Source organism: Paraburkholderia sp. BR10141, assembly GCF_056155635.1.
The window spans coordinates 378803-395842 of sequence record NZ_JBMIQH010000004.1; the positions used below are offsets into that span (position 1 = coordinate 378803).

Below are 17040 nucleotides of genomic sequence, written 5' to 3' on the forward strand. Positions count from 1 at the left end.
GGAGCAAACGATGAAACGAATTGGAGCGGAAGGCGGCAAGGGCCAGGGCGGACAGCATCTGCCGTTCGCGCGCGCCGTGGAAGCCGACGGCTGGCTGTACGTCTCGGGCCAAACGCCGATGGAAGGCGGCGAAGTGATCAGCGGCGGGATCGTCGAGCAGTCGCACAAGGCCATCCAGAATCTTTTCGCGATCCTGAAGGAAGCGGGCTATGGCGCGGAGCACGTGGTGCGCTGCGGCGTGTGGCTCGACGACGCGCGTGACTTCACCTCGTTCAACAAGGTGTTCCGCGAGTACTTCGGCGAGCATCCGCCCGCACGCGCCTGTGTGCAGTCGAGCATGGTGGTGGACTGCAAGGTCGAAGTCGACTGCGTGGCTTACAAGGCGCCGGCGGGGAAGTAAGGGCGCGGCTGTTGGCGAGCGATACGCGAAAGCCTGATTGAGTGCCGCACGAAACGGCTGCCGGAATCATCCGGCAGCCGTTTTTTCTTGCTGGTCATGCCGACGGGCTTTTCCGTGCTGAGTTCTGTCCCTCATTAGGCATTCGGCAGATGGCACTCCCATGTGTCTTTTTTCCCAATATATGAGCGACCCAATCACATATTGGAGAACTCGAAAAAACCTGCCTACAATCAGTCCATCCGATAAGCCGCGACTGTCACAGCGCGGCAGACATCGTCGGCAGACCCAGATAAATCCGGCGCACGCGTAACACGCGGAGCGAACCGGACCGCAAAGGAGACGTTCGCCATGCTTCAGCCAGCGCTTTGCGCGGCCACGCGCCGCCCGCCGCTACCTGTCCGAGTCCCGGCCGCCCGCGCGGCGGGCCGTCTCCCGAAGCACGGTTCGCGCGCCGCCTGACGGCACGCGCCTTTCGATCGTCTCTTTTCATCGCCCTCGCCATGAACAAAGCGATGTCTTCCACACTCGCCGCGAATCTCCCCGACGAGGCCGCGCCCGCAAAAAACGCCGCGGCAACCCCCGCGCAAGCGCAGCCGAAAGCCCGCCCCGCCGCCGATGAAATCGGCGTCGCGAGCACGTTGCTCGACGGCTCGATGCAGCAGGCCGGCACCCAGACGCTCCTGCGCGGCCTCGCGATCCTCGAAGCGGCCGCCGCCGGCGTACGCGACCTGCGCTCGTTCGGCGCGGTGCTCGGCACGACGCGCAGCACCACGCACCGTCTCGTTTCGAGCCTCGTGCAGGCGCGCTATCTGCGCCAGGTGCAGGGCGGCTACCTGCTCGGGCCGAAGCTCATCGAACTCGGCACCATCGCACTCGAGCAGATGCCGCTCACGGCCGTTGCGCGCCCGCATCTGCAGGCGCTCGCCGACGAAACGCTCGACACGATCCACCTCGGCGTGCGCGACGGCGACGACGTGCTGTACATCGACAAGATTCCCGGCCAGCGGGGCCTCGAAATGCGCTCGCGCGTGGGGCACCGCATGCCGCTCGCGTCGACAGGCATCGGCAAGGCGATGATGCTCGACCTCGCGCCGCAATCGTGGCGCGACCTGTTCGACGCTTCGCGCCGCACGCTCGCCGGCGTGAGCTTCCGTCCCGATCACAGCCTCGAACCCGATACCTTCCTCAAGCGCATGGCGACTTATTCGGCGGGCGGGTACACGTTCGATCTGGAGGAGAACGAAATTTCGATCCGCTGCGTGGCGGCGCCCGTGCGCGACGCTTCCGGCGCGATCGTGGCGGCGCTTTCGGTGGCGAGCACGATTCCCTACATGCCGCTCGAGCGCATGGACGAACTGATTCCCGTCGTGCAGCGCGAGGCACGCGCGATTTCGCAGGAACTGGGCTGGCGTGCGCCGCAGCCCACCACGCGCAGGATTCGTCGATGAAAGCACGCGAGAAGCCTGTAAGCGGCGCGGCGATCGATGCCGGCGACGCCGCGATCGCTCGCGAAGCCGCGCTCATCGCGCTCGACTGGGGCACGACCTCGCTGCGTGCGTATCTGTTCGATGCGGCGGGCCAGGTGATCGCCACGCGCGTTTCGACGGCGGGAATCATGAACCTGCCCGTGCCCGCCGAAGAAGGCGGCTTCGACGCCGCCTTCGACGAAGCGTGCGGCGTGTGGCTCGCGCAGGCTCCCTCGCTGCCCGTGCTGGCCGCGGGGATGGTCGGCAGCGCCCAGGGCTGGGTGCAGGCACCGTATGTCGAAACGCCCGCGAGCGCTCAGGCGCTGGTGGCCGGCATCGTGCGCGTGCGCGCCGCATGCGGCGCCGAAGTCGCCGTGGTCCCGGGCGTGCTGGAGCCGGGTGCGCTGCCCAACGTGATGCGCGGCGAGGAAACGCAAATCTTTGGCGCGCTCGGCGCAGCGGGTGACGACGCCGAGCCGCAAACGGCGCTAGTCGGACTGCCCGGCACGCACGCGAAATGGGTGGTGGTGGAGGGCGAGCGCATTGCGCGCTTCTATACCTTCATGACGGGTGAGGTCTACGCGGCGCTGTGCGCGCACACGATCCTCGGCCGCACGATGAAGCATCCCGTCGAGCCCGACACCGCGGCGTTTCTGCGCGGCGTGAGCGTGGCGCGCGAGCAGGGCTGCGTGGGACTGCTGGCCACCGCGTTCAGCACGCGCACGCTCGGCCTCACGGCCCAGCTCGCCGCCGACGAGCAGCCCGACTATCTCTCGGGCCTCGTGATCGGCCATGAGCTGGCGGGCCTCGAAGCGGCGCTGGCGCGGCGCGACGTGACGCTCGCCGGCTGCGCGCCGCAGCTGATCGGCGCCGAGGCGCTGTGCGAGCGTTACCGCATGGCGCTTGCCGCATTCGGATGCAGCGGCGCGCATCTCGTGCGCCAGGCGACCGAACACGGGCTTTGGCGCATCGCCGTGCAGGCCGGCCTCGTCACGCCGCGCTAAGTGCGCGCCGATGGGCCGATGAATCGAATCCGCTGAACCGAACCAGACACGAAGCCAGGCAACAGGAAGCCAGGCAACAGGAAGCCGACATGGAACCCGAACTGAATCTGCCCGCCCCGTACACGCCGCACGCCGGCTTCGTCGCCGCGTTCGGCGCCTGCGGGATGGTCGCGATCGTGCGCGGCATCAAGCCCGCCGAGGCCGCCGAGCATGGCCGCGCGCTCTACGACGCGGGCTTCCGGTTGATCGAGGTGCCGCTCAATTCGCCGCAGCCGCTCGACAGCATCGCGGCGTTGCGCGAGGCGCTGCCCGACGACGCGATGATCGGCGCGGGCACCGTACTCACCACCGAGCGCGTGCGCGACGTGCGGGAAGCGGGCGGCGAACTGATCGTGATGCCACACGCCGACACCGACGTGATCCTCGCCGCCAAGCTTCAGGGCCTCGCTTGCGTGCCCGGCGTCGCCACGCCGACCGAAGCGTTCGCGGCGCTCAAGCACGGCGCCGACGCGCTCAAGATGTTCCCCGCCGAGCAGCTCGGCCCGGCCGTCACGAAGGCATGGCGCGCCGTGATTCCGCCGATCGTGCCCCTGCTGCCCGTGGGCGGCGTGAAGCCGGACAACATGGGCCCGCAGCTGGCCGCGGGCGCGAGCGGCTTCGGCCTCGGCTCCGCGCTCTACAAGCCGGGCCAGGACGCGGCGGCCACGCATGCGAACGCACTGGCCTTCATCGAAGGCTGGAAAGCTGCGCGAGGAGCGCAAAAGTGAATCGCCTCGCGGGCAAGGTCGCGCTCATCACCGGCGCCGGACGCGGCATCGGCGCGGCGATCGCGCGCGCGTTCGCGGCCGAGGGCGCCGCCGTCGTGCTCGCGGAACTGGACGGCGCGACGGCCGTTGCAACGGCGCGCGAGATTGCAAACGCGTGTGAAGGCGCGCGAACGCTCGCCGTGCAAACCGACGTGACGCAGCCCGCCTCGCTGCGCGCCGCCGTGCAAGAAGCGCAACGCGCGTTCGGCCCGGTCGACGTGCTCGTGAACAACGCCGGCATCAACGTGTTCGCCGACCCGCTCACGATGACCGACGACGACTGGCGCCGCTGCTTCGCCGTCGATCTGGACGGCGTGTGGAATGGCTGCCGCGCGGTGCTGCCGGGCATGGTCGAGCGGTGTGCGGGCAGCATCATCAACATCGCCTCGACGCACGCGTTCCAGATCATTCCGGGCTGCTTCCCGTACCCGGTGGCGAAGCACGGCGTCATCGGGCTCACGCGCGCACTCGGCATCGAGTACGCGCCGAAGAACGTGCGCGTGAACGCCATCGCGCCGGGTTACATCGAAACGCAGCTCACGCACGACTGGTGGAACGCGCAGCCCGACCCGGAAGCCGCGCGCAAGGCGACGCTCGAGTTGCCGCCGATGAAACGCATTGGCCGACCGGAGGAAGTCGCGATGACGGCGGTGTTCCTCGCCTCGGACGAAGCGCCGTTCATCAACGCGAGCTGTATCACGATCGATGGCGGCCGCACGGCGCTCCATCACGAATGAGCGCGTTGAAAAAGGAATTCGCAGCACGAAAGAAAACGAGGTTGGAACGAATGTGCAGGAATCCGCCGAGGCGCTGGCCGCGCGCATCGACGGGTAAAAGAAGAGGCGGCCGATACCCTTCCCGTGACTGAAGAAGACAGGAGACTAGCAACATGCAACGACGCATCTTTCTGACGCTGGTGGCTGCAGCCGCCACTGCCATGTTCGCGCAAGCGCCCGTCGCGCAGGCCGCCGACCAGGTGAAGATCGGCTTCCTCGTGAAGCAGCCCGAAGAGCCGTGGTTCCAGGACGAATGGAAGTTCGCGGAAGCGGCCGCGAAGGAGAAGGGCTTCACGCTGGTGAAGATCGGCGCGCCCTCGGGTGAGAAGGTGATGAGCGCGATCGACAACCTGGCCGCACAAAAGGCGCAGGGCTTCATCATCTGCACGCCTGACGTGAAGCTCGGACCGGGCATCGTCGCCAAGGCGAAGGCCGACAAGCTCAAGATGATGACGGTAGACGACCGTCTCGTCGACGGCGCGGGCAAGCCGATCGAGTCGGTGCCGCACATGGGCATCTCGGCGTACAACATCGGCAAGCAGGTGGGCGACGGCATCGCCGCCGAGATCAAGAAGCGCGGCTGGGACATGAAGGACGTCGGCGCCATCGACGTGACCTACGAGCAGTTGCCGACGGCGCATGACCGCACGTCGGGCGCGACCGACGCGCTCGTGGCCGCGGGCTTCCCGAAGGCGAACATCGTCCAGGCGCCGCAAGCGAAGACCGACACGGAAAACGCCTTCAACGCCGCCAACATCGCGCTCACGAAGAACCCGCAGTACAAGCACTGGGTGGCATACGGCCTGAACGACGAAGCCGTGCTCGGCGCCGTGCGCGCAGCGGAAGGCCGCGGCTTCAAGGCCGACAACATGATCGGCATCGGCATCGGCGGTTCGGACTCGGCGCTCAACGAGTTCAAGAAGCCGCAGCCGACGGGCTTCTATGGCACCGTCATCATCAGCCCGAAGCGCCACGGCGAGGAAACCTCGGACCTGATGTACTCGTGGATCACGCAAGGCAAGGAACCGCCGCTGCTCACGCTGACGACCGGCATGCTGGCCACGCGCGACAACGTGGAGAGCGTGCGTCAGCAGATGGGTCTCGCGTCGAAGTAAGCGCTGGATAGTAGTGGTTTAGGGTGTTTCCCGCTGCGGGGCGGCCAGCAGGCCCGAAAGGCATGAAGGCCGCGCCCGCAGCGTATCGAATGAGAGGAAACCGAAGTGTCAGCGACACTGCGTTTTGACAATATCGGCAAGGTGTTCCCAGGCGTGCGCGCGCTCGACGGCGTGTCGTTCGAGGTGAATGCAGGGGAAGTCCATGGCCTGATGGGCGAGAACGGGGCGGGCAAGTCCACGCTTCTCAAGATTCTCGGCGGCGAGTATCAGCCCGATTCCGGCCGCATCCTGATGGACGGCAACGAGGTGCACTTCGCCGATGCGGCGGCCTCGATCGGCGCGGGCATCGCGGTGATTCACCAGGAACTGCAGTACGTGCCCGACCTGACCGTCGCGGAAAACCTGCTGCTCGGCGCGTTGCCCAATGCGCTCGGCTGGGTGAAGCGCGGCGAGGCGCGCAAGTTCGTGCGCGAACGCCTTGCCGCGATGGGCGTCGATCTCGATCCGGCCGCGAAACTGCGCAAGCTCTCGATCGCGCAGCGCCAGATGGTGGAAATCTGCAAGGCGCTGCTGCGCAACGCGCGCGTGATCGCGCTCGACGAGCCGACCAGCTCGCTCTCGCACCGCGAGACCGAAGTGCTGTTCAAGCTCGTGCGCGAGCTGCGGGCCGACAATCGCGCGCTCATCTACATCTCGCACCGCATGGACGAGATCTACGAGCTGTGCAATGCCTGCACGATCTTCCGTGACGGCCGCAAGGTCGCCTCGCACGAGAAGCTCGAAGCGGTGAAGCGCGAAACGCTCGTGGCCGAAATGGTGGGCCGCGAGATCAGCGACATCTACAACTATTCGCCGCGCGAGCACGGCAACGTGCGTTTCGCCGTACGCGGCGTGCAAGGGCATCCGCTCAACGAAGCGGCGAGCTTCGAGGTGAAGTCGGGCGAGATCGTCGGCTTCTTCGGGCTCGTGGGCGCGGGGCGCAGCGAGCTGATGCAGCTCATCTACGGCACGCACAAGCGGCGCGCGGGCGAGATCGAGCTGGACGGCAAGACCATTCGCGTGAAAAGCGCGAGCGACGCGATTCGCCACGGCATCGTGCTGTGCCCGGAAGACCGCAAGGAGCAGGGCATCGTTGCGATGGCGACGGTGTCGGAGAACATCAACATCAGCTGCCGTCGCCATTTTTTGCGCGCGGGCATGTTCCTCGACCGCAAGAAGGAAGCGGAAACGGCGGACCGCTTCATCAAGCTGCTGAAGATCAAGACGCCGAGCCGCCGCCAGAAAATCCGCTTTCTCTCGGGCGGCAACCAGCAGAAAGCGATTCTTTCGCGCTGGCTCGCCGAGCCCGACCTGAAGGTCGTGATTCTCGACGAACCGACGCGCGGCATCGACGTCGGCGCGAAGCATGAAATCTACAACGTGATCTACCAGCTCGCCGCGCGCGGCTGTGCGATCGTGATGGTGTCGTCGGAGTTGCCGGAAGTGCTCGGCGTGTCGGATCGCATCGTGGTGATGCGCGAAGGCCGCATTTCGGGCGAGTTGCCGCGCAGCGCGGCGAGCGAACACGCGGTGCTTGACCTCGCGCTGCCCAAGCGCACGCAGGCCAAGGCTGCATGAGTGGATGGGGAGGAGTGACTGAAATGCAAGCAAGAGAAAACCTGGCGGCCGAGTCTGCCAACAGCGCCGCCAAGAGCGTCGCCGACGCGCTGATTCCGAGTCCCACCGACAAGCAGAAGTGGTGGCAGCAGATCACCGAGTACAGCCTGATCGTGATCTTCGCGGTCATGTTCATCGTGATGTCGCTGACCGTCGATCACTTCTTCTCGATCGAGAACATGCTCGGCCTCGCACTGTCGGTCTCGCAGATCGGCATGGTGGCCTGCACGATGATGTTCTGTCTCGCGTCGCGCGACTTCGACCTTTCCGTGGGCTCGATCGTCGCGTTCGCGGGCGTGCTCTGCGCGATGGTGCTCAACGCGACGAACAACACGTTCATCGCCATCGTAGCGGCCGTTGCGGCGGGTGCCGCGATCGGCTTCGTGAACGGCGCGGTGATCGCGTATCTACGCATCAATGCGCTGATCACCACGCTCGCCACGATGGAAATCGTGCGCGGCCTCGGCTTCATCGCCTCGCACGGCCAGGCCGTGGGCGTGTCGTCGGACACGTTCATCGCCATGGGCACGGCCTCGCTCTTCGGCGTGCAACTGCCGATCTGGGTCACGCTCGTCTGCTTCATCGTGTTCGGCGTGATGCTCAATCAGACGGTGTACGGGCGCAATACGCTCGCCATCGGCGGTAATCCGGAAGCGTCGCGTCTCGCCGGTATCAAGGTCGAGCGCACGCGCGTGTGGATCTTCCTGATCCAGGGCGCGGTCACGGCGCTCGCGGGCGTGATTCTCGCCTCGCGTATCACGTCGGGTCAGCCGAATGCGGCCGAAGGCTTCGAGCTGAACGTGATTTCGGCGTGCGTGCTGGGCGGCGTGTCGCTGCTGGGCGGCCGGGCGACCATCTCGGGCGTGGTGATCGGCGTGCTGATCATGGGTACGGTCGAAAACGTCATGAACCTGCTCAACATCGACGCGTTCTACCAGTACCTCGTGCGCGGCGCGATCCTGCTCGCGGCGGTGCTGCTCGACCAGCTCAAGAATCGTGGCGCTCGCGATTGAGTTCGCTGACAGTTTCATAAGGAAACCAAAACGATGTCGTCCAACGCAAATTCGCCCGCTAACGCGCTCGCGCGCCACGCGCACGAAAACTACGCGCGCTATCCGAGCCTGACCGACCGCGTGGTGCTGATCACGGGCGGCGCGACCGGCATCGGCGCGTCGTTCGTCGAGCACTTCGCCGCGCAGGGCGCACGCGTGGCGTTCTTCGACATCGACGCGAGCGCGGGCCAGGCGCTCGCCGACGAACTCGGCGATTCGCGCCACAAGCCGCTCTTCGCCAACGTCGATCTCGCCGATATCTCGGCGTTGCGCGCCGCCATCGCCGATGTGAAGGCGGCGTTCGGGCCGATTCAGGTGCTCGTGAACAACGCGGCCAACGACAAACGCCACACGCTGGCCGAAGTCACGCCGGAGTCGTTCGACGCCGGCGTGGCCGTGAACCTGCGCCATCAGCTATTCGCCGCGCAGGCGGTGGCCCCGGACATGAAGGCCGCGCGCGCGGGCTCGATCATCAATCTGGGCTCGATCAGCTGGATGCTCAAGCAGTCGGAAATGCCGGTCTATACGATGAGCAAGTCGGCGGTGCAGGGGCTCACGCGCGGTCTCGCGAGAGACCTCGGCCCGTACGGCATCCGCGTGAATTCGCTCGTGCCGGGGTGGGTGATGACCGAGAAGCAGCGGCGCCTGTGGCTCACCGACGAAGGCCGCGAGTCCATCAAGCGCGGCCAGTGCATCGACGCGGAGCTGCTGCCCGCAGACCTCGCGCGCATGGCGCTCTTCCTCGCCGCCGACGACAGCCGCATGATCACGTCGCAGGACATCGTCGTTGACGGAGGCTGGGCATGAGCGCAAAGGAAAGCGCTTCGAACGAAGCGGTGGCCGAACTGCTCGTCCACGCGAAATGCGAGCTGGGCGAAGGCGCGACGTGGTGCGCGCGCAGCGGCCGGCTCTACTGGGTCGATATTTCGGGCAAAAGCCTGCAACGCTACGACGCGAATGCGTCCGGCGCCAAACACGTCACGTGGGAGATGCCCGAGCGCCTCGCGTGCTTCGCGCTGTGCGAAGACGAGCGCACGCTGCTCCTCGGCCTCGCTTCGCAGCTGGCATTCTTCGACCTGGAGACGGGCGCGATCGATACCATCGTCGAAGTCGAACCCGGCGTGCCGACGCGCCTGAACGACGGACGCTGCGACCGCCAGGGCCGCTTCGTATTCGGCACGAAATACGAAGGAACGCCGAGGCAGGCGATCGGCGGTTTCTATCGCCTGAACCACGATCTCACGCTCGAACGTCTGCCGCTGCCCGCGCCCGCGATCTCGAACAGCATCGCGTTCAGCCCGGACGGTTCGACCATGTATTACTGCGACACGCTCACGCGCGAGATTCGCGCGTGCGACTACGGCGCAGACGGAACGATTGCAAACGAGCGTACCTTTGTCACGCTCACCGACGACACCGGCGTGCCGGACGGCTCGACCGTCGACGCGCAAGGCGGCCTCTGGAACGCGCAGTGGGGCGGCGAGCGCGTGGTGCGTTATGGCGCCGATGGCGTCGAAACCGAACGCGTAAAGATTCCCACAGCGCAGCCAAGCTGCGTTACGCTCGGCGGTGCGCTTCTGGACACGCTTTATGTCACGAGCGCGCGCGAGGAAATGGAGGAGGAGGCCCTCGCGCGCGAGCCGCATGCGGGCGGCGTGTTTTCGGTTCGAATTGGCCGCCAGGGCCTTGAAGAACCGCGGTTTCAGGGGCGCAGGCGCGCTTGAGTCCGGGGTATCGGGCGCTTGCACAAAGGCGCGCGTGGATTTTCATCAGACGATACATGCGCACGCACAGTGCGAAGCGCCGCTGCGGGCAGGCGGCATGAAGAGACGGCCAGTCGTTGTAGTTCGGCAACAGATGCAGTCGATCGATAGTGTGCAGTTGGCTTTGCCAGTACCACTAGAAGGGCGAACACAAGAAGCGGCCACAGGCCCGCGCATAGGCGCGGTGTCGACAGGCCACCGGTGAGCCGCCTTTTGCGGCGGCAATCAAACATGCCTCTCGAGGAGCATCTTATGAGCGTCGCGAATTCCGCTGTGCGTCGACCTACCCGTTCCACCGTTTCCGCAGGCGCCGCTGCTGCAAGCGCGCCGCCCACCGCTACCTCCGCTCCGTCTGTGTCACCGGTCGTGTCACCCGCGGCCGCCGCGCGCCGCGCGCGGCTCGAAGCCGCCACGCATCCGGTTTTGCCGGGGCCGAGCACCTCCGCGGTTGCGATCGGCGCGGCGGGCTCGAGCGACGTGGCGTGCGTGACGCTCGCGAACGCGTATCTGAGGCTCGACGTCGCGCCCCAACTGGGCGGCGGAATCACGCGATTCGACTGGCGCAGCGAAGGCGCGTTCGAGCCCGTGTTTCGTCGTTGCGAGCGCGTGAGCGCGCGCATGGACCCGAACGAACTCGCGTGCTACCCGCTGCTGCCGTACTCGAACCGCATCGGCGCAGGGCGTTTTCACTTTGGCGGCCGCGATATCGAAGTGCCGCGCAATCGCGCTAGTGAACCGCTGCCGATCCATGGTGACGGCTGGCTCGCGCCCTGGAGCATCGAAAGCGCCGATCGAGAGAACGTGCGCCTCGTGCTCGATCGCAGCGACGGCGAGCCGTATTCGTACCGCGCGGCGCTCACCTATGCGCTCGACGGCGCGACGCTCGCGATGACGCTGGAAGTGGAGAACACGGGCCGCGAGGCGCTGCCGTTCGGCCTTGGCGTGCATCCGTTTCTTGCGCGCGACACGAGCACCGAGCTGTCGGCCCCGGCGAGCGGCCTGTGGCTCTCGGGCCAGGACTGGCTGCCGGTGCGTCACGTGCCCGCGCCGCCCGCCTGGCAGTTCGGCGTCGCCTATCCGCTGCCTGCGCAACTCGTCAATCATGCGTTCAGCGGCTGGAGCGGACGCGCGGCGGTGGTGTGGGAGCGCCGCAGGCTCTCGCTCTCGATTTGCGCGAATACCGACTACTACGTGCTCTACACGCCTCCCGGCGCAGACTTCTTCTGCTTCGAACCCGTCGATCATCCGATCAACGCCGTGAACCTGACTGGCGGCGGCGATGCGCACGGCATGACCGTGCTCGCGCACGGCGAGCGGCTCGTGCGGCGCTTTTCCTTCACCGTGGAGCGCATGGACATGCGCGCGTCAGCGAGCCCGCACCGCGCCGGCGCGCGCGGCCGCACGGGCGCGAGAGGCGGCAAGGGCCCGCGCGCACGGACCTAAGATGGTCGTGAGTTGGGCGTAGCGCGCGTCGACCACGCGCGCTACGCACTTGCGGCGATTCATCTCGCGGAAGCGCCGGGCGCCGGCCGATTCCGGAGCCGTGGCGCGGCCTCATCTTCCGGGGCGGGTAAAATACGCGCCGTTTTCCCTTATTGGCTCGCCGCGAGCAACCACCATGACTTCCTTCATCCAGACCCTCGGCGCCGCGTGGCAGCGCACCGGCTCGCTGTTGTGCGTGGGCCTCGACCCTGAGCCCACGAAGTTTCCCGCCGCGCTGGCCGGCCGCAGCGACGCGATCTTCGAGTTTTGCCGCGAGATCGTCGACGCCACCGCGGCGTACGCGTGCTCGTTCAAGCCGCAGATCGCCTACTTCGCCGCGCACCGCGCCGAAGACCAGCTCGAAGCGCTGATCGCGCACGTCCACGAGAAGCACCCGGGCCTGCCCGTGATCCTCGACGCCAAGCGCGGCGATATCGGCAGTACCGCCGAGCAGTACGCGCGCGAGGCCTTCGAGCGCTTCAAGGCAGACGCAGTCACGGTCAACCCGTATATGGGCTTCGATTCGATCGAGCCGTGGCTCGCGCATAAGGGCAAGGGCGTGATCGTGCTGTGCCGTACGTCGAACCCCGGCGGCTCGGACCTGCAGTTCCTCGAGACCGGCGGCAAGCCGCTGTATCAGGTGGTGGCGGACCTTGCCGCGAACAAATGGAACGCGAGCGGCGAACTCGGCCTCGTGGTGGGCGCGACGTTCCCGAAGGAAATCGAAACCGTGCGCGGCATCGTAGGCGACATGCCGCTGCTGATTCCCGGCATCGGCGCGCAGGGCGGCGACGTCGAGGCGACCGTGAAGGCGGGCCGCACGGCGAACGGCACGGGCATGCTCATCAACTCGTCGCGCGCGATCATCTACGCGAGCAAGGGCGAGGACTACGCGCAGGCGGCTGCAACGGCCGCGAAAGAAACGCGCGACCGGATCAACGCGTATCGTTGAGACGGGTTTCCGCGGTGACAGGTAGACGCTCCTGAGCGCTCGCGCCTTTACCGTCACCGCCTTTGCGAGCGGGCGTCACGTTGACGACGCCCGCGCGGCTAACCCGAATGCGAGCGCCGCGCGAGCGCCCGCAGTGCTTCGAGTTCCGCCGCCACGGCGGCTGCCAGACCGCCGACCTCCTCAGTCCATCCGCCCGCATCGCGCATCGTCGCGCGTAACTCCATGCAGGCTTCATTGATCCTCGAAGGACCCAGCACCGCCAGCCCGCCGGACACGCGATGCGCCCAGTCGTTCAACCGCGCGAAGTCGCGCTGCGAGGCGATCTGCGCGTAATCGACGATATCGTGATCCACCTGCGCGATGAAAATATCGGCGAGCGCGGCAGGCAGCGGCGGGAAGCGGGGCGGCCCGGCTTGTGGATCTGATTCGGAATCCTCTGCGAGTGTGGCGCTCCCCGCGACGCTGATCTGCGCCGACACGACGGCCAGCACGCGGACGAGTTCCGCAAGCGCGACCGGCTTGGTGAGATAGTCGCTAAAGCCCAACGCGCGCCCCTGCGCGATCTGCTCGGGCAGCGCATCCGAACTCACCGCGTAGACCGGCAGATGAGGGCGCTTTGCGCGTACGGCGTCCAGCAGCGCGTAGCCGTTCATGCCCGGCATGTTCAGATCCGTGAGGATGAGGTCCACTGGCCGCTCGTCGAGTCGCGCCAGCGCCTCCTCGCCGTCCTTCGCCTCGATGACGGTGGCGCCGAGTATGCGCAACTGGTCGCGCAGCAGTGCGCGATTGAGCCGGTTGTCCTCGGCGATCAGCGCAGTCAGCGATGCGAAATTCTCATCTGTCGCGGGCTGGTCCGCTGCGGGTTGCTGTGCTTGCGCTGCCGCCACACGGCTGCGAATCCGCTTCTGCGTCGCGGCGCGTATGCCCGCGAGACTGTACAGGCTCACCACGAGTGCGCCGCCGTCGAGTTCGAGCGGGACGAGTGGTCCGTCCTGTCGCAGCCATATGATTTTCGCTTGATCAGGCCATAGCGAAGCGATGTCGTCGCCGGTGAATTCGTCGGTTACGAGCAGGTAGTCGAACGTGCCGTCACGCGGTGGCGCTTCGAGGCTCAGGAAGGTCGGCATGCTGCTGCGGCTGTCGAACAGATTGGCCAGCCACTCGCGATTCTCCGGCGCGCGGCACAGGATGGCGGGATGCGCATCGGGTAGCGTCCATTCATCGCCAGCCGTGGCTTCGCCTTCGGGGTGCAGTGGCAGCGTCACCGCCACGCGCGTCCCGACGCCGAGCGCGCTGTCGAGTTCGACGCGGCCGTGCATCAACTGGGCGAGCCGGGCGCAGATCGAAAGCCCGAGGCCGGTGCCGCGCGCTTGCGTCAGTCGATGGGCGTCGCCTTGTGTGAAGGGCTGGAACAGGTGTGGCTTGAGGTCTTCGGGGATGCCGTCGCCGGAGTCGCTCACGCTGATCGCAAGCGTACCTTCGCTCCAGCGCGCACGCAGGACGATCTTCCCGGAGCGGGTGAACTTGAACGCATTGCTGAGCAGATTGTTGGCGATCTGCGCGACGCGCACGGCGTCGAAGCGAACCTGCGCCGGAATGGCCCGATCCATCACGAGATAGAACGGCAGGTGCTGGCGCACGGCGAGCGGTGCATGGCCGAGCGCGATGCGGACAAGGAGTGCCGCAATCGCCCCAGGTTCTTCGACGAGCCTCATCTGACCGACGTCGATTTTCGAAAAATCGAGCACATCGCTCACGATCTGCAGCAGTTCAGCCGAGGAGTTTTGCATGGCCTGCACGCGCGCGCTCTGTTCCGGCGCGAGCGGCCCGCGCGCGACGAGTTCGATATTGCCGACGAGCGAAGCGAGCGGCGTGCGGATCTCATGGCTCATCGCCGCGAAGAAGCTCACCTTGGCGCGCGCGGCTTCGTCGCTCATGCGCTTGGCTTCGCGCAGCAGGCGCTCGGCTTCGTAGCGCTCCGACATGTCGGCTATCGCGCAGAACAGGACGGCTTCGTGGTGCATCGTGGCCGGCGCATAGGTGATGGCGAGATGGAGCGCTTCCTTGCCGGGCCGCTCCAGCGAATACGGCAACTCATACACCGTGGTCTCGTCATCGTGTTTCGCGGGTCCGGGCCATGGCCCGTGCTGCTCGAACGCGACACACACTGCGTTCGGCAAGCGCGTGGCGTGCGCGTCTATCCCGAGAACATCGCGCACCATCTGGTTCGCCACGACGATCTCGAAGTTGCTGCGCCGGACGATGCACAGACCCACCGGCGTGGCGTGCACGAGCAGGTGATTGAGCAACTCGCCTTCGAGCGCGCGCGTGGCTTCGTCGTAGGTACGCGTCAGCACCCGGCGATTCCAGTAGCGCGACAGCAAGGTGAGCATGGCAATGAGCGCGGCCGTCAGCATCAGGACGATGATGACGGGCGTGCGCGTGATCGCGAAGAGCTCGCCCCACGACAGCGCCACCAAGAAGTGTCCGAAGCCATGCACGAGCGGCGCTTCGCGCAGCGCGACGCCGAAGCGGGGGAGTACGTGGAAGTTGCCGGGGGCAAGGTTCGCAAGGCGTCGGTCGAGAGACTGCGCGTCAGCAGGCGGCAGCGGGCCGGCAAGCATGATGCCGTCAGCGCCGAACAGCGTGGGGGTGATCGACGGGACGCTGGTGCTGGCGGCGATGAGGAGCGAGTCGAGATCGACGCTGGTGATCGTGAACGCGTAGAGCGTGCCGTTCCTGAGCACCGGCAACGCGCCAAGCACGAGATCGCGCGGGAACCCCAGCGCTTCGGGCGGGCGGAACCAGGCGACCTTGATCCCTCTGGCTGCCGCGACCGGATCGAGGCCGTGGGTCGTGATCTGCAGGAGCGCGGCATCGGCCAGCGTGCGCGCGGCTTCGACCGGCCGCAAATGCGACCCCTCGAGGGCGACACCACGGCTATAGGCCGCGCTGCCGTCGGCGCGCAGCAACATGATGGGAACGGCGGACGAGACGCGCTCGAGCACCCCAGCCATGTGCTCGCACACCGCCCTCAGATCGGGCGACCCGTCCATGCCTTCGAAGGTCGTCGCGCAGCGGGATGTTGGCTCGGCGCTCAACGGTGCCTTCGATGTCGAGGCGGTCTCGAGCACGAGGACGACGCCCGCACTGCCGAGCAGGGTGTACAGCCGGTCGAGCCGCGCGTTGGCCTTCGCACTGAGGGTGTTCGCTTCCAGCGCCTGCGCGCGCAGCGCGCTGAACCCGATGCCGCCGAGCGCGGCGGCGGCCATGCACAGCGCTGCAAGGATCAGCAGGCCGGTGAGCAGTGCGAAGACGCGCCGTTCACGCCTGAGGTTGCGCTGGAGCGCCTCGAGCGCGGCGTACGGCGAAGTGGGCGGGGCGCCATGGCGGCGGCCGAAGCTGGGCATCATGCGAATCCGCGTCCCCGGACGCCGCGCCCCTAATCTTTCTTCGCGGCTGCAGCCGCAACGGATGCCGGTTTGCGGAACAATTCGACGATCGATCGATGCAGCGGGTATTTATCGGCGAGCGCGTTCACATCGGCGATCTCGAACTCGCTGAACTCGAACCCGGGCGCCACCGTGCAGCCCACGAGCGCATAGGTCGAAGGATCGCAGCAGCGCGCCGCGAACCAGTGTCCGGCCGGCACCACCGCCTGGAACACGGTGCCCGGATGGTCGAGCGCGTGGCCGAGCTTGCGCGTGGAGAGCACGCCGCGTTCATCGATCGAATGAATCTCGAGGGGGGAGCCCGCGTAGAAGTGCCAGAGCTCGTCGGAGCGGATGCGGTGCCATGCCGAATAGGCGCCTTCCGCCAGCAGGAAGTAGATGGCCGTCGAGGCTGCGCGCGTGCCCTCTGCGGCGGCTGCGCCGTCGCGCCGCACGAGCTTGTCGGCTCGATAGGTTTCGCTGTAGTAGCCGCCTTCGGGATGCGGTTCGAGCCCGAAGCGGCGGATCAATGCTTCGACTGCGGTATTCGCGGCTGCCATGGCATGGGCCTCCTTGGTGGGCCCGGCCGGCGCTCCGGCGAGGCGCGGGCCGGTTTTAGCGTTCCTGTTCGTCGATGAACGCGAGCAGCCCGCGCAACGCGTGCGCGGCGGCCTGCACGCGGATCTGTTCGCGGTCGCCCTTGAAGACCAGCGTCTCGACGCTCGTATGGAGCCGGTTGCTCCAGCCGAACGACACCATGCCGACCGGTTTTTCCGGCGTGCCGCCGCCCGGTCCAGCGACGCCGGTGATGGAGAGCGAAACTTGTGCCCGGCTGTTGCTGAGCGCGCCTTCAGCCATCGCGCGCGCGACCGGCTCGCTCACCGCGCCGTGCTTTTCGATGAGTTCGGGCGGCACGCCGATCATCTCGGTTTTCGCCTGGTTCGAGTAGGTGACGAAACCGCGCTCGAACCAGACGCTGCTGCCGGATATGTCGGTGATGGCGGTGGCGACCATGCCGCCCGTGCAGGATTCGGCGCTCGCGAGCATGAGCCGCCCGTCGCGCAGCTTGTTGCCGACGCGGATGGCGAGTTGGTGGACGACGGAATCGGTAGCCATTGCAGCAATCCGTTGGGTTGG

General features: G+C 66.9%; 15 protein-coding genes. 12 read left to right on the plus strand and 3 right to left on the minus strand.

The window, feature by feature from the left end; genetic code table 11:
* Nucleotides 1–10: 10 nt before the first annotated feature.
* The 12 genes from ACOJB8_RS08295 to pyrF all read left to right on the plus strand — a co-directional run bounded on the left by ACOJB8_RS08295 (nucleotide 11) and on the right by pyrF (nucleotide 12472).
* On the plus strand, nucleotides 11–400 hold the full coding sequence (locus ACOJB8_RS08295) for a RidA family protein (protein ID WP_069269146.1): 390 nt from the start codon (nucleotides 11–13) through the stop codon (nucleotides 398–400).
* A gap of 500 nt (nucleotides 401–900) precedes the next feature.
* Nucleotides 901–1848: an IclR family transcriptional regulator gene (locus ACOJB8_RS08300; RefSeq protein WP_069269145.1), complete on the plus strand. Its 948-nt coding sequence runs from the start codon at nucleotides 901–903 to the stop codon at nucleotides 1846–1848.
* On the plus strand, nucleotides 1845–2870 hold the full coding sequence (locus ACOJB8_RS08305; RefSeq protein WP_069269144.1) for a 2-dehydro-3-deoxygalactonokinase: 1026 nt from the start codon (nucleotides 1845–1847) through the stop codon (nucleotides 2868–2870). The genes ACOJB8_RS08300 and ACOJB8_RS08305 overlap by 4 nt, the downstream gene beginning before the upstream one ends.
* Nucleotides 2871–2959: 89 nt before the next feature.
* Nucleotides 2960–3637: a 2-dehydro-3-deoxy-6-phosphogalactonate aldolase gene (locus ACOJB8_RS08310; RefSeq protein ID WP_475012059.1), complete on the plus strand. Its 678-nt coding sequence runs from the start codon at nucleotides 2960–2962 to the stop codon at nucleotides 3635–3637.
* A complete protein-coding gene (locus ACOJB8_RS08315) occupies nucleotides 3634–4413 on the plus strand; it encodes an SDR family oxidoreductase (protein ID WP_475012061.1) in 780 nt (259 codons plus the stop codon). Before ACOJB8_RS08310 ends, ACOJB8_RS08315 begins: the two co-directional genes overlap by 4 nt.
* 152 nt (nucleotides 4414–4565) lie before the next feature.
* Nucleotides 4566–5567: an arabinose ABC transporter substrate-binding protein gene (locus tag ACOJB8_RS08320; protein ID WP_069269141.1), complete on the plus strand. Its 1002-nt coding sequence runs from the start codon at nucleotides 4566–4568 to the stop codon at nucleotides 5565–5567.
* A 105-nt stretch (nucleotides 5568–5672) separates the two neighbouring features.
* Nucleotides 5673–7184, plus strand: a complete 1512-nt coding sequence (araG, locus tag ACOJB8_RS08325; RefSeq protein ID WP_069269140.1) for an L-arabinose ABC transporter ATP-binding protein AraG — start codon at nucleotides 5673–5675, stop codon at nucleotides 7182–7184.
* A 23-nt stretch (nucleotides 7185–7207) separates the two neighbouring features.
* Complete coding sequence (gene araH, locus ACOJB8_RS08330) at nucleotides 7208–8236, plus strand: L-arabinose ABC transporter permease AraH (protein WP_342949485.1); 1029 nt, start codon at nucleotides 7208–7210, stop codon at nucleotides 8234–8236.
* 33 nt (nucleotides 8237–8269) lie between these two features.
* Nucleotides 8270–9082 carry an SDR family NAD(P)-dependent oxidoreductase gene (locus ACOJB8_RS08335; protein ID WP_475012064.1) on the plus strand — a complete coding sequence of 271 codons (813 nt, stop codon included), beginning with the start codon at nucleotides 8270–8272 and terminating at the stop codon, nucleotides 9080–9082.
* Nucleotides 9079–9999, plus strand: a complete 921-nt coding sequence (locus ACOJB8_RS08340) for an SMP-30/gluconolactonase/LRE family protein (protein WP_475012066.1) — start codon at nucleotides 9079–9081, stop codon at nucleotides 9997–9999. The genes ACOJB8_RS08335 and ACOJB8_RS08340 overlap by 4 nt, the downstream gene beginning before the upstream one ends.
* A gap of 405 nt (nucleotides 10000–10404) precedes the next feature.
* Nucleotides 10405–11481 (plus strand): aldose 1-epimerase, encoded by a 1077-nt coding sequence (locus tag ACOJB8_RS08345; RefSeq protein ID WP_368605695.1) that lies wholly within the window; start codon nucleotides 10405–10407, stop codon nucleotides 11479–11481.
* 175 nt (nucleotides 11482–11656) lie between these two features.
* On the plus strand, nucleotides 11657–12472 hold the full coding sequence (gene pyrF / locus ACOJB8_RS08350) for an orotidine-5'-phosphate decarboxylase (protein ID WP_342949481.1): 816 nt from the start codon (nucleotides 11657–11659) through the stop codon (nucleotides 12470–12472).
* A 98-nt stretch (nucleotides 12473–12570) separates the two neighbouring features.
* Here the strand turns inward: pyrF and ACOJB8_RS08355 are convergent, their stop codons facing one another.
* From ACOJB8_RS08355 to ACOJB8_RS08365, 3 genes are read right to left on the minus strand one after another with little or no spacing between them, the layout of a single operon-like run.
* Nucleotides 12571–15885 carry an ATP-binding protein gene (locus tag ACOJB8_RS08355; RefSeq protein ID WP_475012068.1) on the minus strand — a complete coding sequence of 1105 codons (3315 nt, stop codon included), beginning with the start codon at nucleotides 15883–15885 and terminating at the stop codon, nucleotides 12571–12573.
* Nucleotides 15886–15914: 29 nt separating this feature from the next.
* A complete protein-coding gene (locus ACOJB8_RS08360; protein WP_069269132.1) occupies nucleotides 15915–16463 on the minus strand; it encodes a cupin domain-containing protein in 549 nt (182 codons plus the stop codon).
* A 55-nt stretch (nucleotides 16464–16518) separates the two neighbouring features.
* On the minus strand, nucleotides 16519–17019 hold the full coding sequence (locus ACOJB8_RS08365) for a CinA family protein (RefSeq protein WP_069269131.1): 501 nt from the start codon (nucleotides 17017–17019) through the stop codon (nucleotides 16519–16521).
* Nucleotides 17020–17040: the final 21 nt, after the last annotated feature.